This is a genomic window from Algoriphagus sp. Y33 (assembly GCF_014838715.1).
Classification (GTDB): Bacteria; Bacteroidota; Bacteroidia; order Cytophagales; family Cyclobacteriaceae; genus Algoriphagus.
The window spans coordinates 4,204,140-4,225,475 of the sequence record NZ_CP061947.1 but is presented as its reverse complement, the minus strand read 5'-3'; the positions used below and the strand labels follow the sequence as shown (position 1 = coordinate 4,225,475).

The 21,336-nt window shown below is 39.5% G+C and carries 16 protein-coding genes and 1 pseudogene; 9 read left to right on the top strand and 8 right to left on the bottom strand.

Annotated features, from left to right (window positions below):
• Positions 1-85 precede the first annotated feature (85 nt).
• A complete protein-coding gene (locus ID165_RS16895) occupies positions 86-2,539 on the bottom strand; it encodes an ABC transporter permease (RefSeq protein WP_192346269.1) in 2,454 nt (817 codons plus the stop codon).
• Positions 2,540-2,710: 171 nt separating this feature from the next.
• Between ID165_RS16895 and ID165_RS16890 the strand changes: the two genes are divergently transcribed.
• Positions 2,711-3,157, top strand: a complete 447-nt coding sequence (locus ID165_RS16890; RefSeq protein ID WP_192346267.1) for a hypothetical protein — start codon at positions 2,711-2,713, stop codon at positions 3,155-3,157.
• Between the two features lie 46 nt (positions 3,158-3,203).
• On the opposite strand, the gene ID165_RS16885 is transcribed toward ID165_RS16890, so the two are convergent.
• Together ID165_RS16885 and ID165_RS16880 are read right to left on the bottom strand one after the other, a co-directional pair.
• Positions 3,204-4,391 carry a winged helix-turn-helix domain-containing protein gene (locus tag ID165_RS16885; protein ID WP_225586805.1) on the bottom strand — a complete coding sequence of 396 codons (1,188 nt, stop codon included), beginning with the start codon at positions 4,389-4,391 and terminating at the stop codon, positions 3,204-3,206.
• A gap of 155 nt (positions 4,392-4,546) precedes the next feature.
• On the bottom strand, positions 4,547-5,530 hold the full coding sequence (locus tag ID165_RS16880; RefSeq protein WP_225586803.1) for a hypothetical protein: 984 nt from the start codon (positions 5,528-5,530) through the stop codon (positions 4,547-4,549).
• A 315-nt stretch (positions 5,531-5,845) separates the two neighbouring features.
• Here ID165_RS16880 and ID165_RS16875 point away from each other — a divergent pair, with 315 nt between their 5' ends.
• From ID165_RS16875 to ID165_RS16860, 4 genes are all read left to right on the top strand, one after another.
• Positions 5,846-6,295 (top strand): KTSC domain-containing protein, encoded by a 450-nt coding sequence (locus tag ID165_RS16875; protein ID WP_192346263.1) that lies wholly within the window; start codon positions 5,846-5,848, stop codon positions 6,293-6,295.
• A gap of 417 nt (positions 6,296-6,712) precedes the next feature.
• Entirely contained in the window at positions 6,713-9,541 is a 2,829-nt protein-coding gene (gene rapA / locus ID165_RS16870; protein ID WP_192346261.1) for an RNA polymerase-associated protein RapA, read from the top strand.
• 933 nt (positions 9,542-10,474) lie between these two features.
• Positions 10,475-11,278 carry a sensor histidine kinase KdpD gene (locus ID165_RS16865; RefSeq protein WP_192346259.1) on the top strand — a complete coding sequence of 268 codons (804 nt, stop codon included), beginning with the start codon at positions 10,475-10,477 and terminating at the stop codon, positions 11,276-11,278.
• A gap of 73 nt (positions 11,279-11,351) precedes the next feature.
• Entirely contained in the window at positions 11,352-12,089 is a 738-nt protein-coding gene (locus ID165_RS16860; protein ID WP_192346257.1) for a phytanoyl-CoA dioxygenase family protein, read from the top strand.
• A 137-nt stretch (positions 12,090-12,226) separates the two neighbouring features.
• Here ID165_RS16860 and arr read toward each other — a convergent pair.
• From arr to ID165_RS16835, 5 genes and pseudogenes are all read right to left on the bottom strand, one after another.
• Positions 12,227-12,652, bottom strand: a pseudogene (arr, locus tag ID165_RS16855) (NAD(+)--rifampin ADP-ribosyltransferase).
• A 135-nt stretch (positions 12,653-12,787) separates the two neighbouring features.
• Positions 12,788-13,438, bottom strand: coding sequence for a DUF2490 domain-containing protein (locus ID165_RS16850; RefSeq protein ID WP_192346255.1), 651 nt, complete (start codon positions 13,436-13,438; stop codon positions 12,788-12,790).
• A 229-nt stretch (positions 13,439-13,667) separates the two neighbouring features.
• Positions 13,668-14,939, bottom strand: coding sequence for a DUF445 domain-containing protein (locus ID165_RS16845; RefSeq protein WP_192346253.1), 1,272 nt, complete (start codon positions 14,937-14,939; stop codon positions 13,668-13,670).
• Positions 14,940-15,285: 346 nt separating this feature from the next.
• Positions 15,286-15,666, bottom strand: coding sequence for a nuclear transport factor 2 family protein (locus ID165_RS16840; RefSeq protein WP_192346251.1), 381 nt, complete (start codon positions 15,664-15,666; stop codon positions 15,286-15,288).
• Positions 15,667-15,883: 217 nt separating this feature from the next.
• Entirely contained in the window at positions 15,884-16,834 is a 951-nt protein-coding gene (locus ID165_RS16835; RefSeq protein WP_192346249.1) for an ornithine cyclodeaminase family protein, read from the bottom strand.
• Between the two features lie 1,048 nt (positions 16,835-17,882).
• On the opposite strand from ID165_RS16835, the gene ID165_RS16830 reads away from it, so the two are divergent.
• The 4 genes from ID165_RS16830 (at position 17,883) to ID165_RS16815 (ending at position 21,315) form a co-directional block, all read left to right on the top strand.
• On the top strand, positions 17,883-18,875 hold the full coding sequence (locus ID165_RS16830) for a kelch repeat-containing protein (protein ID WP_192346247.1): 993 nt from the start codon (positions 17,883-17,885) through the stop codon (positions 18,873-18,875).
• A gap of 299 nt (positions 18,876-19,174) precedes the next feature.
• Positions 19,175-19,579: a helix-turn-helix transcriptional regulator gene (locus ID165_RS16825; RefSeq protein ID WP_192346245.1), complete on the top strand. Its 405-nt coding sequence runs from the start codon at positions 19,175-19,177 to the stop codon at positions 19,577-19,579.
• Between the two features lie 30 nt (positions 19,580-19,609).
• The gene (locus ID165_RS16820; RefSeq protein WP_192346243.1) at positions 19,610-20,332 is read left to right on the top strand and encodes a hypothetical protein; all 723 of its coding nucleotides are present in this window, start codon (positions 19,610-19,612) and stop codon (positions 20,330-20,332) included.
• An 86-nt stretch (positions 20,333-20,418) separates the two neighbouring features.
• Complete coding sequence (locus ID165_RS16815; RefSeq protein ID WP_192346240.1) at positions 20,419-21,315, top strand: hypothetical protein; 897 nt, start codon at positions 20,419-20,421, stop codon at positions 21,313-21,315.
• The last annotated feature ends 21 nt before the right edge of the window (positions 21,316-21,336 follow it).

Below are 21,336 nucleotides of genomic sequence, written 5' to 3'. Positions count from 1 at the left end.
ATTTTCAGGTTTTTACAAAGATAGAAAATTGTACGTGATGTTGTACAAGATGTTTTTTCTAGTATAGAAATACTCTTAGATCACCCTATTCATGCCTAAGCAATTTCGCGGGATTAATCAGGGAGGCTTTAATAATCTGGAAGCTTATGGTAAAGCAGGTAATCAGTAAAATCATGGCTATTGGAAGCATATAGATCCACCAGGAAATTTCAACCCGATAAGGGTAGTTTGCCAGCCATTGCTCCATAGTAAACTTAATAATCGGAACGGAAAGCACCCCTGCCACTAGAACTAAGACCATGAATTGCTTCGAAAGTAAAGAGACTATCTGGGAGACTGAGGCGCCCATGATTTTCCGTAATCCCACTTCTTTAATCCGCTGAGATACAGTAAGGAGGGTGATTCCGTAAAGCCCTAAACCAGCCACTATAATTGCTAGAAAAGTAAAGGCACTCAGCAGCTGCCCAAATTTCTGGTCGGCTTGGTATTGACTGTTGAAAAAATCATCCAAAAAGAAAAATTCAAACGGCTGATCGGGAAAAACTGAATTCCAACTATTCTGGATCATCGCTACATGCTCTGCTGCGTTTGCTCCATTGATCTCATCAAATTTGACAGAGACATATTTGTAAGGAAAGAAAGTAGAGGTGTAAGCCACGGGATAGTTAGATTCTTTATACGAAACTGCCCTGAAATCCACGACCCCTACAATTTCAGCTTTCGCCAGATTTTCATTTCCCCAATTGACTCCATGGCCTATGGCTTCTTCAGGATTTTCAAATCCTAAAACCTGAACAGCTTCCATGTTTAATATTATCGAGGACCGATTGTCTACACCCTCAATAAAATTCCTTCCGGCAATTAAATCGACATTAAATGTTGGAATAAAATCATAGTCCATACGGGTGAAGTAAAGGGTTACAAGTTCATCCGTATTTTTAAAATGTCTAAAATTTGGCATCATACTCAGGTGTTCTTTTCCCGGGATATCATGCGAAGCTGTTATTCCTTTCACCCCCTTATTTGCATTCAGTTTATCTCTAAAGGTATTCAGTCTGCTGGTAAAGACAGAATCAGATCCTGGAGGGCCAAAAGTCTTTTGGGTATTGACGACCATAGTGCTTTTGATGTCGATGCCCAAGCTGCTGTTTTTCATTAAGCTGAGTTGTCGGTAAGCAACAGTAGAAGCGGCAATCAACCCAATGGAAATCATAAACTGAAATACAATCAGACCATGTTTCAGACTGAAAAGTGATCCCTTGTGATGATTTGTGTAGCCACCTTTCAGCGCAAGTACAGGCTTAAAGGAAGAGGTGACAAATGCAGGGTACATTCCGGCCAATGCACTGCCAATGAGTATAAGCAATATAATTCCTATGAGAAAATCAGTACTGGAAAAAAGTGAAAGAGCTGATCCTCCACCGATGAAAGATGAAATATATGGGTCAAGTAAATACAAGAAAATGCATGAAAGGGAAATTGCCAGTAGGTTCATTACAAGCGATTCAGTTAGGAACTGCTTTATAAGCTGCAATCTGCTGGATCCGATGACTTTTCGGACTCCAACTTCCTTCGATCTTTCCAGTGATCTGGAGATTGATAAATTGATAAAGTTGATCCAGGCAATGATCATCACAAAAACAGCTATAGCCAATAAGGCATAGACGATTTTTGCCTCACTGTTGGGTTCTGCCTCAGCCAGTAAGTTGGAATTTAGATGAATGGATGTCAGCGGCTGAAGTGAGAATGCCGAATTGATGCTGGCATTTACATTGCTTGCTTTATATTTTTCTACAAATGATGGGAATTTCCCCTCCAATACTGGAATATCAGCATCAGGAGTTAACAAAAGATAGGTGTAGAACCCGTCCCATCTCCAGTTTTCATTATCACCTCCATCACTTGATACTTCCTGCCAAGCAAAGAGGAAGTCAAATTTCATATGTGCATTCCCGGGAACATCCTCAAAAACACCTATTATCTCATAATTTTCCGCATAATTATGACTGATTATTTTTCCGATAGCAGATTCGTTTCCAAAATATTTAGATGCAGTGGATTGGGAAACCAAGACCGTCTTTGGCTCCAACTGTTTGATTTCTGAATTCCCTTCTATGATGGGAAAGGAAAAGACTTCAAAGAAATTTCCTTTCACGTGGTAAACTTCCTTTTCGGGGAACCTTAACATTTCACCATCATCTGCCAAATGGGTCATGACTATATCTGATTCCGCACTGATTCTGAACATGGTGGTGTAATCTTCCACCTCAGGATATTCATTCATCATTGCTTCACCTGTAGGTATAAATGCCTGAGCTTTTTGATATTGGAGTTCCCCGTCGGAATATCGGTCATGTTGGACTCTGTAGATTCGGTCAGACTTTTCGTGAAAACGGTCATAACTCAATTCAAATCTGACATACTGCAATATGATCAGGCATGCGGTCATTCCCAGTGCAAGACCGAGTAGGTTGATGGTGCTAAAAATTTTATGCTTGAGAAGATTCCGATAAGCTATGCGTAAGTAGTTTTTCCACATTTTCTTTGGAGCTTGGTTGAAAGTGCCAATGTAATTACTGTTATCGTGCCAGAAAAAGAAAGGTGAAAGGGTTGATAAACAGATATTTTTCTTTAATTGAAGTGGGTTTTCGAACAAAAATGCTCGTTTACGGACGAAAGTCAACTAGAATGAAGACTAATTTTGAATTATATGCAAGCTTATGTCAACCACCTTTTAGAGGATATAGCGGAAGGGCATCGCCCATCAGACTATTTCCGAAAAACAAAGAAAAACACTGAAGAAGAGGATTTGGAAGAAGCACTTGAAGAATCTGAGAAATTTGTTAGTCAGGAGCCAATGCCTGGATTTTCACGTTATTGCGGATTAAAGAGAGAAAGCTTTCCTCCTAAAGAAAAGCTCTCTGAAAGTCAATTGGCTCAAGTGACAACGGCTTTTGTAGCAATGATGAAATCGTGGAATTTAGAGGTAGCATTTCCGGATGACCTTCCGCAACAGCGCAGATATGAATTGCTCATGGAGATTTTGGTCGGCCCGGTTATGATTTTCAAACATGGATATTATTGTTTTGACTTTTGTACTGGGAATTCTGACGGTTGTCAGCTAGGCGAGTATTGCTCTTGTTTGAAGAGTGAATAGTTTAATCCTTGAAAAAAATGGGTTGGTTTGATTACTCTTCCAAAGTTCAAAACTTTGGAAAAGCTTGCTTTAATGTGTTTGTCAATGTGGACGGGCTGACTTTTGTAAGTGTTAAATAGTGACAGTTGTTGAAATCAGCAAAGCTATTTACTGCTGCTATAAAGGGGGCTAGCCATGCTTCAATGTCGATAGTTGTATTTTCAATGTGTAAGTGTATTAGCTCGAGTTGTTTCTCTTTTCGATGCGTTTTGCAATCCACTCTGCCTATAAATGTGTCTCCGAATAAAATAGGTAAACAGAAGTATCCGTACTGTCTTTTTTCTCTTGGTGTGTAGCATTCAAGACGAAAATCAAAACCAAAAAGCTGTTTGATGCGGTCACGATGAATAATTGAATTGTCAAACGGTGAGAGAAGCCGGACACTAGGAGTTGGTTTTCTATATATTTTATCGACTAAATCACTTTGTACAAAAACAGAAGGCATGCCTTCAATAGGGACTTGTTGTACGGTGCCTTGCTGCAGCATTGAATTTAAAACTTCAGTTACATTCTTTTTTAACAATTCTCCCTTCCTCAGATGTGTAATTTGTTTTAGTGTAGTAAATCCATAGGCAAGTAGATATGTTTTTGCCAAATATTCAGCAAACTCCATTGGAGTTGGTTCCGTCGTGTCAATGTTGTCCGGAAGCACTCTTTCGCTGATGTCATAGGTTTTTTGCATACCGCTTCGCCCGCAAATCATTAAATCTCCTTGCATAAAAAGCCTTTCCAGAGCCAGTTTGGTTGGTTTCCAACTCCACCAATTCCCCGGTTTTTTACTTATACTTTCAAAATCTCTTGATTTTTTTGGCCCTTCCCAGCGGATTGTATCCATTACATAGCGCATGACTTTTGGATCTGCATTATAATAGTGGGATTTATTTCGTTTCACATCCAGCATTTGGGGTAGTGCGTAGCGAAAGTCTTTCATTGGAAGATATGAAGCAGCGTGAAACCAATACTCAAATACTTTGCGCTCCGATACTAACTCTTCCAGATATCCGGGTTTATAGTCTGGGATTCTTGTCCATAGTGTATGGTGATGTGCACGTTCGACTATTGATAATGTATCTATTTGTATATACCCAAGGTGTTCCAAAGCGTTAAGCACTGCGATTTTGCCATTTCCAAATGGAGATACTTGCGTTAATCGTTGACTTTTTAATGTTGCACGCTGAAGTTGTTGTAATGTCAATGCTTCTTTAATTTTTGCGTAACAGATATGTTTTATTAAGGAGAGATAGAGAAGGATTCCGATGCAAGCAAGGCGATGACTTTAACGTTCAGCCAGAAAAGGTTGATTCAGCCACTGTTCTGACATTTTTAGGACGTTGCTTTACCCGAAGTGTATTAATGATCATCCCATTTAAGCCATACATTGGCGACTGATTGATGAACTTCAGTGTTCAATACAACAGCGAGATTTTCATCGGTGAGCTTGTCTTCATGTTTTTCTAATGCTCTCCATAGTTTAGCAAACACATCTCCGCCGCCTGAATTGTAAATATCTGCTGCTGCCGAATGAAGTCTGCTTTGATACCATCCGTAGTTTTTGGGGTGTCTTCTGGCAATTTCATCATATTTAGCCTCAAAGTCGCTTAAGGTAGTAAATTGAAATTCAGAATCGGTAGCAGCTATTACCATCTGTGGGAAAACAGTAAGAGCCGGTAATAGGATGGGTTCTTTCTCAGCAATGTAGGTGTGTAGAAAAATGTTTGCAAATAATTCGGTCATCCAATGTCTCTGCATTGTGAGTTCTCCCTGATTGTGAAAAGCGTGACCTAGCTCATGAATTGCCAGCAAGTCAAAAAAAGGCTGCATCGTTGGATTGCCGTCTTTGTCAACATAGATTCGGGATATTTCTTCTGCAAGTTGTTGTGGGAGCTTGTCTATTGGCGGCAAAAAACTTTTCCAAAGACCATTGTTCTGGGAAGCTATGACTAGTGTGTTGTCGCTTTTGTAATGAGGAACTCCATAAGGTGCACCTGTTAGAGCAAACTTGGTCCAATCGTCAGGATCAAGGATTAACAATTTCACACCTGTCGGGTTGAAATTTATAGTTGATTCGTAGAAAGAATAAACGCTGTCACAACGAATGGCAATTTCATTCACCCTTTGTGAGCTGCCTAGGCCTTGACTATAGTAAACTTGAAGTTTGTGTCCGTCAAGCTGATCCAAGCCATCATATGTTTGTGCAAACATATCAAAAGACAACAGTATACCGGCTAACGTCAAATACTTTAGTATTTCTTTAAAGTGAATATGTATTCGAGGCATACTGTTTTTTGATGGTGTTTCATTCAGTTTATTGCTTACGTCTCGTCGCTTTTCCAATACAGTAAGGTATAGTGAATATAGACCAAAAAGATGATCGTTGCAATGGATAAATGATTGTGCATATGGCTATTTATGTCTCATGAATTTTGAAATGAAGCCGGTAAAATTTTGGATTTGTGATTTTGCCTTTCACCTCTTGATTTATACAGATTGGTTATGCTTACTCCCGGTTGTGCCGGGAGTAAATTTGGATCAAGGAGTGAGAGGAGGGTGAGGAGCTTGATGTAGACTGATGATATAAATAAAGCAAAGGATGGAATAGTAATTACCGTCAGATTAAGGCGTACTTTTGCGCCCGCAAAGAAATACGATATGAAGCGCATCAATGAATATAAGAAGCTCTTTGGAGTGGAAAAGCAAATCGATTTGAAGACCTTGAAAAAGAGTTATAGGGATTTAGTGAAGGAATGGCACCCTGACAAATTTCAAAATGGAGATCCTTTACATGCAGAAGCAGAAATACAAAGCCGAAGGATTATTGATGGTTACCATTTTTTGGTAAGTATAGCACCGGAAACCATAGAAGCTAATTTGGCCGCCTATACAGAAACGATTAACAACGCGGGGATTGCAGATTATCACCACAAGGGATTGCTGCTTGAAATCACGTTTCTTGACGGTACTACCTATGAGTACTTTGGTGTCACACCGAATGTTTATCGAAAAATGATCAATAGCGATAAGCTAAACCGTTTTGCCAAGCGGGCTATTTACCCCAATTATACCTATAGAAAGACTAAGAAAAGTTTGGAGCAGGTTTAAGGTTATCCTAATCGTGTTTGTTCCCCTTTCTAACTGTAGTTTGTGTCTACAGACGACAACATGTTTATTGTTTACTTGTGGAAAACAGACTAAGTAAGCTGGTCATCTGAACCAAAAACTTGGTTCTTTTCTGCTATTCTTGTTTTAAACTAAAAAAATAATAAACACAAGTCTGCTGTTTTTTACATGTATATATCCGCTTTTTTACCACTAAAGAGATTAAAGCATCCAAGGATTTGGTGAGCTTTATCTTTTAGGCCATTTCGGCCTGCCTCGCCGAGACGGGTCACCCGTCCTCGCCAGCCCGACGTGGACGGGGTCATCCAGCCAGTAAAAAAAATGTGGGGCTACTGGCATCATCCGATCACGGATGCGGATAATCACTTACATTAATCCTCTAAACAAAAATCCTTATTCATGGGAGAATTTTTTCTAAATCAACGATATACCAGTTCCGGAGAACCTGAACTCGGAGTGGGCATAGTGACAGAAGTCAGTAAAGGCAAGGTGAGGATATTCTTTCCGGTGCCAGACGAAGTGAGACTGTATTCAATAGAAAGTGCTCCTTTGCTCCGAACTATTTTTAAACCAGGACATACCATCGTAGATCAGCAAGGACATGCGATGTTGATTGAAGAAGTTAAATTTGAAAATGGGCTGTATGTGTACTTTGGGGGCAACAGAGCGTTGGGTGAGTCCGAACTTGGAGATGTATCTATCTCGCATACGGTGGATGATCGGCTATTTGCGGGAGATATTGATTCGCCAGAATTTTTTGCGCTGCGCAGAGAAACGCTCGATCATAATTATCAAAGAAGAATTTCTCCGGTACATGGATTTGTTGGGGGTAAAATTGATTTGATTCCTCATCAACTATACATAGCCCATGAGGTGAGTTCGCGGTTTGCGCCCCGTGTTTTGCTATCCGATCAGGTTGGACTGGGAAAAACTATTGAGGCTTGCCTTATTCTTCACCGCTTATTGGTGACTGGTAGAATATCAAGGGTACTTATCCTTGTTCCCGAATCCTTGATCCACCAGTGGTTTGTGGAAGTATTGAGAAAGTTTAATCTCTGGTTTAACATTTTCGATGAAGAACGTTGTTCGGCTCTTGAAAAAGGTGCGCCAGAGGTAAATCCATTTCTCGATGATCAGCTTGTTATTTGTAGCATCGAATTTTTGGCAGGTTCAAAAAAACGCACCCAACAGGCCATTTCTGCCAGCTGGGACATGCTGGTTGTTGACGAAGCCCATCATCTTGAGTGGTCAGTTGACGAGGTAAGCCCAGACTATGGTATTGTAGAATTGCTGAGTAAGGTGGCAAAAGGGTTACTACTCCTTACTGCTACGCCGGAGCAATTAGGGGTAGAAAGTCATTTTGCACGACTTAGGTTACTTGACCCCAACAGGTATAACAATTACGATGATTTTATCCACGAATCTGACGGAAATAAAGATATTGCTGCTATCGTCGAAAAGCTCTCGTCAGGAAAAGACTTAAAAGCTAAAGACCTCAGGCTGTTAGAATCCATTTTCTCTAAAGAAAGAATCGCCTTGCTAGCCAATAAAGATGAACTTACAACGCACAACCTAATTGAAGATTTGCTCGATCAGTATGGTCCGGGTAGGGTTCTATTTCGAAATACCCGATTGGCTATGAGCGGATTCCCCGAGCGTATTGCCCAGCTGATTCCCCTTCAGGAAAGAGAAAATCATAGCCTTTGGATCGAGCGCTTAACAAGAGAGTTTTCCTTGGATATGGAAAGGGAATCCGAAACAAAACCTGAACAGGAATTGTGGTTTGAAGAAGATCCGCGAGTGGAGTGGCTGGTTGGGAAAATGGAGGAAATGCATCCTGAAAAGATGCTCTTAATATGCACCTCCAAAGAAAAAGTACTGGCATTAGAATCGGCTTTAAGTAATTTCCCGGAATTTACAGCAAGCGTTTTTCACGAAGACCTCACACTTGTACAGCGGGATAGAAACGCTGCATGGTTTGCTGAGCCTGATGGGGCGCAAATACTCCTCTGCTCAGAAATAGGGAGTGAAGGCCGGAATTTTCAATTCGCCCATCACCTCATTCTTTTTGACATGCCCTTCCATCCCGAATTGCTGGAGCAGCGAATAGGCCGCCTTGACCGAATAGGACAGAAGAAGGACATTACTATACATATTCCGTATCTACTTGGCAGTCCACAAGAGCTCATTGTCAGGTGGTTCCATGAAGGACTGGATGCTTTTAATAGAAATCTTGAGGGAGGCAATCTTATTTCTAAATTGTTCAGTGAGCGATTACTCAACATTACCAAAATACCATCATTCGAAGGGGCTCAGAAGGAACTGGAAATATTGATTACAGAAACAGCTGAATATCAAATAGAACTCAAGAAAGCCCTTGCTGAGGGACGCGATAAATTGCTGGAAATGAACTCATTTCGTCCGAAAATAGCAAAAAGATTGATTGAGCAAATCCAGGCGGAAGATAATGATCCCACATTAGAAACATATCTAACGAAAGTCTTCAGGCATTTTGACATAGAGATGGAAGACCTTGCGTCAAGGACGTACCTGTTGCATCCGGCTTCATTTAGCGCAGAAGTGTTTCCGTCCATCCCGCGGGAAGGCATCCAGGTGACCTTTGATAGAAAACGGGCGCTCAGCAGGGAGGATGTAAGCTTTCTTACCTGGGATCATCCCATGGCAACCGGTGCTATTGATAAGGTGCTAGGCTCGACCTTGGGAACTGCCAGCTGTGGATTGATTCGGGGAACTGGCAATCCAGGCCTATTACTTGAATTAATCTTTGTCCTTGAAACAGCCGGCAAGAAAAGTACTGATATAGACCGGTTCCTTCCCGATACACCGCTTAGAATTGTAGTAGACCATACAGCTAAAGAAGTAACAGATAGCTATTCGGTAGCAATGCTAAACAAAAACTTAGTACCCGGTAGAATAGAACCCTTACTAGAAAATGAAGCATTTGTAGATACCCTACTGCCGAATATGATTTTATCCGCTACAGAAATCGCTGAGCAAATGGGTGAACAAGAAATTAAAAAGGGTTTAGAGCGGATGAAATTAACTTTGGATCATGAAATCAATCGGCTTACCGCCTTGCAAAAAAAGAACAAAGATATTAGGGCGGATGAAATTCAGGCAGGGCTGGAAGAGCGTAATACCTTATCCGCCCTGATAAAAAAAGCAAGAGTTCGATTGGATGCTGTGCAGCTGATTAGGAAGGAATAGGAGGTGATGTGTTTATTAATTAGGGTACAAAACCTAACCGTGATTTGCGCGCTCACTGAACACATACCTACCCATTGTTTCGGTCTGTGTCACACAGACCGAGGAAGCTGAACGATGGGGTAGGGTACAGCTAATATGGAGGAATAGCTTTCGGAGCTGTTAAGTGATGTAAGAAAGAAGTCAATGATAATCAATGACTGAAATCATATTAAGGGACTCTTTTCAGATGTAATTTTAAGTTTTAAGAATCACACTTAAAAACCTGATTATTGCGTGAATTTTCTAATCTTTAGCATACTCAAATGAATAGAGGATAGCAATATGGCCCTAGATTACCCTTCAATTTTGTTTTTTTTAGCGCTCAATAATTTATTCATTATTGCCTTATTCATCTATCAGTATTATTACCATCACAAGCGATGGTATTTGCTAATAGTTGCACTAGGAATTGCGTTTCAGGTATTCGCTATCGTTTTGTTTAATTTTAGAGATCATCTTCCTCCTTTATTTTCATTCAGGATAAGCAATTTCCTTATGATTTCCAGTTTTGCACTGACTTCATTTGGCCTTCTTTCTTTCGATGGTAAAATTCGAAAAAAGCTCATGTGGGGTTTCATTACTGCCGTTTTTCTGGTTTTTTCCTGCATTTTAGTCGTCGAAGAAAACAACACAATTCTCAATGTAATACGGATAGCATCCTCTTCATTTTTCTTTGGCGTTGGCTCCTATTATCTTTTTACCAATAAGAATAAGTACAAATCCGCTTTACTGATAAGTGGAGTGCTTTTGATCTATTCTGTGTTCCAGCTGATCAGGGCATTTTATATTTACCAATTAGATCAATCCTATATCTATACGACTAATTCAACGATTGGTAATTGGTTTCTGATAATTTCACTTTTTGTCATAAGTGGTTCCTGTATAGGTTTCATTATGCTTTTAAAGGAGATTGATGAAAAAACGATACTTGAAAAAAATATTATAATACAACAGAGTAAGCTTAAACTAGAAGAATTACACCTAACCCAGAATAAGTTATTTTCCATCATTGCACATGATCTAAGAAATCCATTCAACAATATTATAGGCCTTTCTGAGCTCCTCAAAGAAAACGGTATGAGTGAAGTAGAATCTGTAGAATATATTGATCTAATTAATTCTACTGCCAAAAACACCCTTAATTTGCTTGATAACTTGTTGAATTGGGCAAAATCACAAACGGGGCAATTAAGTTTTATCCCAGAGAAAATCATACTGTCCAGGTTCATAACTGAGATACTCTGGCTTAAAGAATCGCGTGCAAAGACTAAGAATATTTCTTTAAAATATGCACCAACGAGTGATATCGTATTATATACAGACAGAAATATTTTAGGAACTATTTTGCGAAATCTAATTTCTAATGCAATAAAATTCACAAATCAAGGAGGGTGTATTGATATCTTAACGACAACAAGCGACAATGAGGTGGAGATTTCTATTTGCGACAATGGAGTAGGAATGAGCGAAGAGACCATTCGTAAGATTTTTGACCCATCCACTACCATGACATCCCTAGGTACTAATAGCGAAGGTGGCTCTGGCCTAGGTTTGGCACTTTGCAGAGAGTTTGTGAAAGGGCTTGATGGGCATCTTTGGGTTGAAAGTGAAGTAGGGCAAGGAAGTAATTTCAAGTTTATCCTACCTTTAGCAAGTGAGGTTCTTCCGTCTCCCATCTCCTTAAACAAAGAAATTTAGGTGTCCGGCGTAATTGCATTCAATCATTATTTGAACATTGGCAGACTTGCGGTCAATTATAAACTATCTACATATGCTTACAACAGAAGAAATCGAATTTTTGGATAGCTATGGTTATCTTGATTTAGGGCAATTGTTGACTGCAGAGCAAGTGAAGAAAGTGAATGACAGAATTGACGAGTTGATGTGGTCGGAAGGTGAAAATGCGGGGGCAGAATTGGCAGAATCAAAATATATCCGTCATCCGAAAGAAGAAGGGGCGGATCGCTTGGCTAATTTGGTCAATAAAGGCTCCATTTTCGATGTTTTTTATACGCATCCTCGTGTGCTGGCGGGTATTGAAGCCGTTTTAGGGAAAGCGTACAAATTATCGTCGCTCAACTATCGGGCAGCAAAACCCAATCAAGGACTTCAAAAACTCCATGTGGACTGGAAAAATACGGTCGTGAATGACTCATACAAAGTTTGCAACAGTATTTGGCTGTTGGACGATTTTACAGCCACAAATGGGTCTACCCGAATCGTACCCAAATCACATAGATTAAGCACCTTGCCCGATGAAGTGATGGCAGACCCGTATGACAAACATCCCGACGAAATCCGGATTATAGCTCCCGCAGGATCGGTGTTTATTTTTAACTCGCACGTTTGGCATGGTGGTACTACTAATCAAACTGACCGCGTGCGAAGAAGTATCCATAGTTATTTTTGCAGCAGAGAGCAACCTCAGCAGATTGACCAAAGAAAGTATATAACGGTAGAAACTTCACAGCGGATAGGGGAAAAGGGCAGGCATATTTTGGATGTTTAAGGCATACAATAGATTTGCATCTGTAGGGTTGAAAAACGTAGTCCCTCGACGCTTGTTATACGCTCAGTATTAGCCTCGCCCTCTCGACGGTATCTTGTAGCGGCGAGTTGGTTTTTTTATTGAGGAAATCGTATTGATTAGTTTATGATTTCTGTCTTCGGATCCCCCCGTAATTTTTTCAGATTTTCTTGCCATTTCTTGAGTTCTTCGGGTGGTAGACGGACCCAATCGGTTACTTCGCCAATGATTTTTAGGGGCTCTTTGCTACGATAAGAACGGGTCGGATTGCCCGGGAATTTTTTGTCGGTGACATTGGGATCATTTTCAAAATGTCCCGTCGGTTCTACACTATATATACGTGGAGGCTCATCGCCGGGAGCCAGTTCAGCGGCAAGACCTGCCCCCTAGACCAGGGCAGTGAAATAAATATGATTCATAATCACATCCGGGCGGTAATTGGATCTAAATCCCGATGTCAGCAAGTCGCCAACTTTCAAATCTGCCTTCGTTCCATGATAAAAGGGGCCCTGATCTAGAACTGCTAAAGAATCTTTTTCTTTCATGCGTTTATAATTTGTTTTTCAATGACTACCCCGAATAGTAGGGACAGGTTATGGAATCTCGTGCGGTGTATAATCATGCCTCTGTGTGTTCCTTTAACCGTATTTTTTTAAGTTGTCAGCCTCTGACTCAATAATCTAAAAATTTAGAAATGTGATTATATTCAATTGATTTCGGGAAGCATTATTGGTGGATTGGTTCATTATACCAATTTCTGTTCTCATGTTAGAAAATCTGTATCCAAGTCCTCCATAAAGTCTGTTTCTGTCAAAAAATGTCTGTTCTGTATTCATGAAAACCTCATTGTATGTAGAAAAATAGAGTGTATTGTCAGTCATTTGTTTTTTGCTAAGAGCCACATTTAGAGAAAGAAAATATCTTAGCCTAAGTATAAAGTCATCATCGAAAAATCGTTGTTCAAATCTGTAGCGGTGTTGTAGTGCGAAACGTCCAAACGCTTGTCGTGTAATGAACTGTTGATAAATACGGTGTTCGTTAAACTTGGTTTTTTCATCCGTGTTCTGAATGTAAGGTTCACTATAGACAAAACTATAACCCACAAGGATGTTATTGTTGTTTTCCGAAAGGTCATACCCCAAGCCCGTCCTCAAGAGCAGTTGCTCTGTGTCGCCTATAAAATTGAAGTTACGATACTGAACCTCGTGATGCCAGTTGAATTTGTCATTGATTTTTTTGTTGCCAAAATAAATCAGCCAATTGCCAAAATCACTGGTTTGAGCAAATAGCGATAGTGGTGCAAATAATAGGATGAGCAGAATTCTTTTCATTTTCGATTGTGTTGTGTCCCCTTGATCAGTGTCCTCACCGACCATGCTTACGGGATATTCCGTTGACTGGGGAATTGGAGTGTATGCAGAATTGATGTTGAATTCCCGTGTAATAAGTGTCTACTGTCAGTATCAATTTCTTTCCTGTTGATAAGATAGAGAGGTGTAATTGCTTTCGATTACTTTATACCTCTCCTCTTCCAACGTGATTCTTTGTTCAGTGATGACTTTAGATCAGTTTTAATAACGCAATCAGAATTCCAACCAAACCTCCGACCACCGCTCCATTTAAACGGATATATTGCAGGTCACTGCCAACTTTCTCCTCAATTTGAGCTACTAATTCTTTGTCATCCAATTTGCGGAGACTGTTTCGAACCATATTCCCGATTTCTCCATGAAATTGGGTTATTAATCGGGAAACTGTTTCTTTTATCCAATGATTTATTTTGCTCTGAGCTTCGGGATCATTTTCCAAATCAGATATCACCTTGTTCGATTTGGAAATCACAAACTGCATAAGTGGAGTGTCATTAGTTGAAAGTTGCTGTCTAAGTGTTTCTTTGAAACCTTCCAGCAGGTTGTTAATAATCTTTTCAGCATCTGAGTGCTGTGTAAACCCTTGAATAAAATTAGCTATCATTTTTCGGCTGTCTGCGTCTCCTGAAGCTAGTTGACGGGCAAACTCCAACAGCCAATTATCAAATTTGGAACGAATCGGATGGGAAGGATTTGCTTTGGCTTCAGCCAAAAATTCCTCTGCTTTGTTGAGAAGATCATCAGCAAGTACATTCAGATCAATTCCTCCAACAGATTTTGCAAGGGAAATGGTAAGTCCTTTTATTAAACTTTTGTCTCCATATTCAGCGGCGGCATATTCTAATTTGTCGAGCAGAAGTTTTCGGGTGTCAGGGCTGTGAATCGCTGTGGAACTTGCCTCAATCATCAACTCCCAAAGCTGGTTGTGATCACCGTTTGTAATCGATTTTTCCAGCCATTCCCCTAGGGTCGATGCCAAATCCAGCTCGTTGATTTGCTCATTTAGCATAGCTTTAAGAGCTGATGCCATTCTTGGATTGTCCAATTCGTCTGCCAACTTCATCACGATTTTTTTTGCCACGGCAATAGTTTTTTGTTGGTTTTTCTGAGTTTTCAGAAAGGATAAAATAGCCTTTGCGGGATCCATTTCATTCATTTTTCCGGAAATGACTTCCGGAGAGAGCCATTGGTTAGTCACCAAATCGACAATGCCTTCGGTCAGCTTTCCCCTGTTTTTGGCAATGATATCGGTGTGTCTTTTGATATACGGAATGGGAATCTCACGGAACAAGGCGCTTACAGCAAACCAATCTGCAAATCCTCCGATCGCTGCTGCCTCAAAACCTGCCAATACCACTTTCCAACCCTGATGTGAAAGAATCCCCAAACGCAACATCGCTTCAAAAAACACCAATCCGATAAGTGCAACGGCTAGAGAGATTGTTCCAATTCTGTTTTTCATGTGGTTATACTTGTTTTTCTATAGTCATTCCGATTAATCGGGGCAGGCTATGGAACCCCGTACCTTTCCATAAAAAAGGTGCTTCAGTTACTAGGTAAGCTTTTTTTGGCTTAGCCACAAAGAAGGGGATTAAAGAAACCGTTAAGCAATCCTGATTTGAAACATTTCAAAGGAAATCGTTTAATAACCAGTTTGATTTATACTGGATAAAGATTATAGCTTAAGACGAATATCAAGATCAATTTTTAATTGATTCAATGACGGTGTTCCGATTGTAAATTGACTATGAAGGAATAATGATATTTACACTTGGCTCAATGCCTAATTTAAGCTCAGAGTGGGCTTTTTAACTTTCATCCGTTATCCTGATAATTGCATTTCCACTGAATTCAAAGGAGGATTTTCCATTCAATTCAAGCGTGTCTCCACGCTTCAGACCATTAGGTAAGTCCTTGTCCAAAGTAGCTTCATAAGCTATGTCAACTAAAACTATTGAGTTATTGAATTGCCAATTTTGAACCGTTTGCTTTCTTTTTCTGAAGTACTGTTTTGCAGTTTCTGCCTGTCCCTTAAACGCTTCCAATCCTTCCGTTCGCATATTCACTTTCCCATTTGATATGTTTTCAAACACAATATTTTCTCCTAAGTCTTTTATCATACCATTTACATCGAAAGCATTGTATGAGGAAATATAGTCCTGGATTTTTTTCTTTTGTTGGTCTTTCATCGTCTTTTCAGTTTGACAGGCTGTTATAACGAAAAAGCATGCAATAAAGATTGATGTTTTCATTTTTCCATAAATCGTATGTTCTTAATCCGACATGGGACAATTGTCAAAACCACCTACTTCAGACAAGTTTCAAATGAGAAATTCGAAGTTTAAGAGCAGCATCTATCAGCTCAGTGCAGCCCGATAGCAGGTAGGACTGGGTTGGGGTTGAGTTTTACTCTTGGACAGAGGAGCTATAGCTTTTATAAACCAATAGTGCTGCTGCAAGGTCTTCGATAGCCAAGCCTGCAGACTTGAAAAGAGTGATCTCTTCACGCGAAGTTCTTCCAGGGTGAATGCCTTTGATTAATTCAACGATATCAGCTTTAACGTCCTTTTCTGTAATGATTCCATCAGCAATAGGCAGTGCAAGTTCACCGGTTTCATGTAATGCTCCTTCACGCGAATCGACAAAGATGGAGCTCTTACGAATGGCATCATTGTCCGTTTCCCGGGTAGTCGGTTTATGAGAGCCGATCATGTCTAAATGTGTTCCGGGTTGTATCCATTTTCCTTTAATAATTGGAGTTTTGGAAAGCGTGGCACAGGAGATAAGATCTGCATGACCGACCGATTCTTCTAAATTAGTAACCGCTTCGGTATGAATTCCCTGAATGTTTAAGCTGGTAACGAATTCTTTCATTTTGGCAGTGTTTCGCATCCATACACTGATTTTTTTGAATTTTCTTACAGCCAAATGAGCCTGGACCAAATGTTTAGCCACAGATCCGCCGCCTATTACAAGTAAATTTTCTGCGTCTTTCCTACACAGGTATGAAGCTGCAAGTGCTGAGGTACAGGCCGTTCTCCGGGCGGTTAGCTCAGTGGCATTCATTATAGCCAAAGGTTGTCCCGTTTTGGAATCGCTAAGAATATACTGCGCAAAAATAGAAGGTATATTACCTTTGGTATTTGCCGGTGCTACAGTTACCTGCTTCATGCCCATGTATTCGCTGTTCCAAACCGGCATTAGAATCAATGTGTTGTCATCTCCCTGAGGTGTTTTATAAAAATGATGGTGCCTCAATGGCATGGTATAGTCAGACTGGAAAATTTCTCGAAGCGCTCCAATCAGTTCTGTATAATCTAAATATCCACTGATTTTCTCTTCAGGTATAATTAACATAGTGGTTTGTTGGGTTAGTCCAAGGCTCAAAGGTCGGGAAATTCTTAACAAAACAGTCAGACGGGGGCGATTACGACTAAGACGGCAATTTCTATTTGCGCTGAAAATGATCCGGATGCTGTATGAGTTTGTAACTGAGCTTAGCTCTTATCTTATATCGCCCGTCCCTCTGGGACTTTGCCGGATCATTCTGTCATCAATTTTTTCAGCCGTTGAAACGGCTGGCAAGAAGATGGGTCGTCCCGCTGAGGGGCGAGCGTTAAAGATTTGTCCACTGGACAAATCTAGCGAGCAGCCAGCCTGTAGGGTGGGTTAAGTTTGATTAATTTGCCGGACTTACAAATTTTATGATATTTATGATCTGTGTTCTGGGAATTGGCAAGAATGAGAGATTTCGTTCTAATAAATGCCGTAGGCATGATCGATTCTATAGCCAGTCATTTCAATGGCTGGTAAAATGATAAACCCGTGATTTGAAAATGCCTTTAGGCATGGCCGATATTAAAAATACCCCACAAACCATATAGTCATTCTTCTCAACCTTTTCAGCTAAACACATTGCTTAGACCTCATGACATTAGCTTAGAGCAGTACAAGTACAGCTGCGGAGTTCGACCGCCTTCGGGGTCGTGGGGTATGATACATTTGCCCTCATAGCCATGGGTTTCACCCATGGTTATTCATGGTTCGATCCCGTTGGGATCATGAATAGTTGAGATTTTCACATAATTCTATTTCGATATCCGACCACGAAGTGGTCAAACAATAAATACCTGTGCGCCGAGGCGTAGCCCCGTATGAAATGCGGGGTATATAGAATCGACGTTGGGAAATGTCAACCCTGAAGCTATAGTCCAATGAGCGAAGCGATTTCAGGGGGGAAACTAGTGAAGTAGAAGGATTACAAATCCAGAAATATAAATGTTGTCACAATCTACGCTCAGTTGGGGACGATTTGGTGGTATTTAAAATTCCATATTATGATCACAAAATCAGTAGATTAAAATACCATAGTTTTGTGCTACTTTTCCTATAAAATCCAAGACTTATGAAATCAATAACCATCATCATTTTATTTCTATGTATGGTATCAGGCTGTTCAAGTAGTGAAGAGCCACAAGTTACAGATCCTGATGAAGTCCAGTTGGAATTTTCCAATATCGGAGAATTCCCCTCCTCTGGAAGAACAGGTGCATTTTCTTTCACCATAGGAAACAAAATTTATGTTGGAACAGGCTACGGCTCTAATGCTACCTATTATGGAGATTTTTGGGAATATGATATAAACTCAGCCACTTGGAAGGAAAAAGCTTCATTTCCTTTGGGACCTTTCATTGGAGGTGAAGTCTTGGTATATAATGAAAAAGGCTACGTGTTTGTAGGCGGTACCTTAAGCTGTCCGGAATTAAATGTTGCATGCGATCATATCGAATACACTGCGGTTCATGCTTATGATCCAGTCTCCGATAGTTGGGAAAAAGTGGCCGACTTACCTGCATTTAGAGGTATGAATTATGGTGATATTGAAGTAAATGGTGATAAAGCAATACTTTTTTGGGGTAGGAAAACATACGAAATCAGTTTAATTGATTTCCAATTCATTCAAAAAACTAGTGCTCCAGCATCTATTGTTTATTCAGCCAACTTCAGAGTCGGAAATAAGGTCTATTTCACGTGCCGTATGGATAGTGGAAAAGGGACCAAATCAAACTATAGTTATGATCTCGTTACAGATCAATGGGAAGTTCTTCCAGATTTCCCGGGCATTAAGAGATACGATGCAACTGGTTTTGCACAGAATGGATTTGGATATATCCTTGGAGGCAAAGAAAGTGATTATCAGGGTGAAGAGGAGCAATTTAAAGAGATATGGCAGTTTAATCCCGCTGAAGAAAGTTGGAAAATGGTTGGGGAATATCCTGGTAATGCTTACACAGGACAAGTTTTAGAAATAGTAGGAAATGATATCTTTATAGGTTTTGGTGACACTAGAAGCTACATCACATTTGAGAAGGATTGGTGGAGGCTTAAAATCAATTAGACAACTAAACTCACCTAGTTTGCTAATTGAATGTACACTAAGTATGGCTAGAAGGGGTTCGATATATACTTTTCCCAGTCTACGAGCGATTTTACTGCACCTAGAGTAGGATTGACTTCTCGCATCTTTGTGCCTTTTTGACAAACGAAATCTCAATCCTTACTCACCCATCCCGACACCTTTTGTCTGGATTTATCAGGCAATACCTCGGATTCCTTGCTGATCTCATCCCTAAGGAATAAATTAGTCCAAGGACTTTGGGCAGATTTTCTTAATTTCCCTTTCTAATACTTCAGATTATGAACGAAAAAATCCACCACGGCAGGAATATCAAGCGTTTTCGTGAGATGATGGGCATCAAGCAGGAGTCACTGGCCTTCGAACTCGGGCCTGACTGGTCCCAGAAGAAAATCAGCCTGCTGGAGCAAAAGGAAGAAGTGGAGGAAGACCTCTTGCGTCAGGTGGCTGAGATTTTAAAGGTTCCGGCGGAAGCGATTAAGAGTTTTAATGAGGAATCGGCCATCAACTTTTTTAATTCTTCATTCAATGGTCAATTCAGCGGTGTGAATTATCATACAACCTTTAATGTAAATCCGATAGAGAAGTGGGTTGAGGCACTTGAAGAAAACAAAAAGCTTTATGAGCGACTTCTGGAATCCGAGCGGGAAAAGGTGGAGTTGTTGAAGAAAATGATGGAGAAATAGGTAAAATACTTTTCTAATTAGGTCGAAAGAATGAATTCTGAACATTTTCATTATGCATGGTATAAATTGAATTGGATTTGGGTTCTTTCATTTATGACTAGTATTGGTGGTATTTTGATTATTTCTATAAATTCTGAGAACCCAGAATTTTTCTCATACGGCTATGAACTAGGTGTGTTTTTTATGCCAGTTTTTTCATCCTTAATTGTCTCAATTCCTATAATTTTTTTCACATCTCATATGAACTCTGCTATCCGTGAATTTCAAGCTTTTGCCAAGTTTGAAGCATATCGTCTTACCGTAATTGATATTTTAAAAATTTTTCATGAAGTATTTGGAGACAAAGAATATGTCCCAAATTTTAATGAAAGCGATCTTAGTGAAAATTACTCGGTTATTATTAGCGAGGAGGCTATTCAAAAGGAAATATTTAGCTCTACCTATAGCTGTAATCTCAAGTTATATGATCTTTTAACTAGGGATGTAGAAACTTCAATGATGATAATTAAATCCAAAGAATTTTCAGATTTGAATTCAACCCTATACGACTGTATTATTTATTATACAAGGGCTAAAGAGTTACTTGTTAGTGAAAAAGATTATAATGCTTTTCTCTTTAACTTGAAGCATATTTTAGGTTTGATAAATATTCAAATTTCTGAAAACGATGATTATCAATTTTACTTTAAAATCGTTTTTGGGAAAATCTGGACTGGTGGAAAATTATTGAAAAGAGTTGTAATTAATGCTTGAATTTAATTTTCTATTGGGCTGTAAAATTGCGCTCAGATGGGTGGAAAGCAAGGGGTAGGTGAAAAATATTTGTTTATTTTTATAGTATGGATGAAAATAGATTTAATTGCGATAGCTTTAGAACATTGCTTCAAAGCCACCCATTATATAAAAAAGAGCGTATCAATGGAGAGTTTGCTGAAATTCCATTGGGGCTAGAAAATTTTGGTTTTCCATTTTTATGTATCTGCCAAGCCGAGCAGCAAACTCATCTTTTGAAATTTGAGGAAGAAACGTTGCGGAAAATGGAAATTCATGCCGCAAATAATAATCGATTACTTGTTTCAAAAAGAGTTAGGTACGCTTTTTATGAAATCAATGGACTGAAGGGTCAGAAATTTACAGAGAAAGTATATGGCGAATGTCAAAATTGTAAGAGAAAAAGGGCGGTTTTTCTTATTGAATTTTTCACTGAATTACATGAGGAAAATTATTATTTCTATGCAAAGAAAATAGGGCAAGACCCTCCATTTTCTATAAACGTTGATGGATTTGCGAAAAAAATCCTTAATCCTGAAAATCTAGATCTTTATAAAAAAGCATTGATGAACCTATCATCCAATTTTGGAATTGGAGCATTCGCCTATTTCAGAAGAATTGTAGAAAATGAAATACTTCATTTACTTACTGAGGTAGCTGAAATCAATACACCTGAAAGCATGGAATTAAAAAAATTGTTGGAAAGGCATGAAAGTGAACATGCTCTATCACAACTGATAGATGAAATTTTTAAATATTTGCCTGATTCGTTGAAGGGTTTGGGGCATAACCCTTTTAGGTTATTATACGGGACACTCTCAGTTGGAATCCATCAATTATCTGAAGATGAATGTTTTGAAAAAGCAACAAGTTTAAAGTTCGTTTTGGAATTTGTATTAAAGAAAATCTATGAGGAAAAAACTGAAGTTTCTAAAGTGAGAGATCACATCAAAAACTTATCATAATTCTTTAGTTCTTAAAGATGA

Coding starts and splice junctions, on each gene's coding strand:
- ID165_RS16895 (WP_192346269.1), bottom strand. CDS start 2,539: ATGTGGAAAAACTACTTACGCATAGCTTATCGGAATCTTCTCAAGCAT.
- ID165_RS16890 (WP_192346267.1), top strand. CDS start 2,711: ATGCAAGCTTATGTCAACCACCTTTTAGAGGATATAGCGGAAGGGCAT.
- ID165_RS16875 (WP_192346263.1), top strand. CDS start 5,846: ATGAAGCGCATCAATGAATATAAGAAGCTCTTTGGAGTGGAAAAGCAA.
- rapA (WP_192346261.1), top strand. CDS start 6,713: ATGGGAGAATTTTTTCTAAATCAACGATATACCAGTTCCGGAGAACCT.
- ID165_RS16865 (WP_192346259.1), top strand. CDS start 10,475: ATGCTTTTAAAGGAGATTGATGAAAAAACGATACTTGAAAAAAATATT.
- ID165_RS16860 (WP_192346257.1), top strand. CDS start 11,352: ATGCTTACAACAGAAGAAATCGAATTTTTGGATAGCTATGGTTATCTT.
- ID165_RS16850 (WP_192346255.1), bottom strand. CDS start 13,438: ATGAAAAGAATTCTGCTCATCCTATTATTTGCACCACTATCGCTATTT.
- ID165_RS16845 (WP_192346253.1), bottom strand. CDS start 14,939: ATGAAAAACAGAATTGGAACAATCTCTCTAGCCGTTGCACTTATCGGA.
- ID165_RS16840 (WP_192346251.1), bottom strand. CDS start 15,666: ATGAAAGACCAACAAAAGAAAAAAATCCAGGACTATATTTCCTCATAC.
- ID165_RS16835 (WP_192346249.1), bottom strand. CDS start 16,834: ATGTTAATTATACCTGAAGAGAAAATCAGTGGATATTTAGATTATACA.
- ID165_RS16830 (WP_192346247.1), top strand. CDS start 17,883: ATGAAATCAATAACCATCATCATTTTATTTCTATGTATGGTATCAGGC.
- ID165_RS16825 (WP_192346245.1), top strand. CDS start 19,175: ATGAACGAAAAAATCCACCACGGCAGGAATATCAAGCGTTTTCGTGAG.
- ID165_RS16820 (WP_192346243.1), top strand. CDS start 19,610: ATGAATTCTGAACATTTTCATTATGCATGGTATAAATTGAATTGGATT.
- ID165_RS16815 (WP_192346240.1), top strand. CDS start 20,419: ATGGATGAAAATAGATTTAATTGCGATAGCTTTAGAACATTGCTTCAA.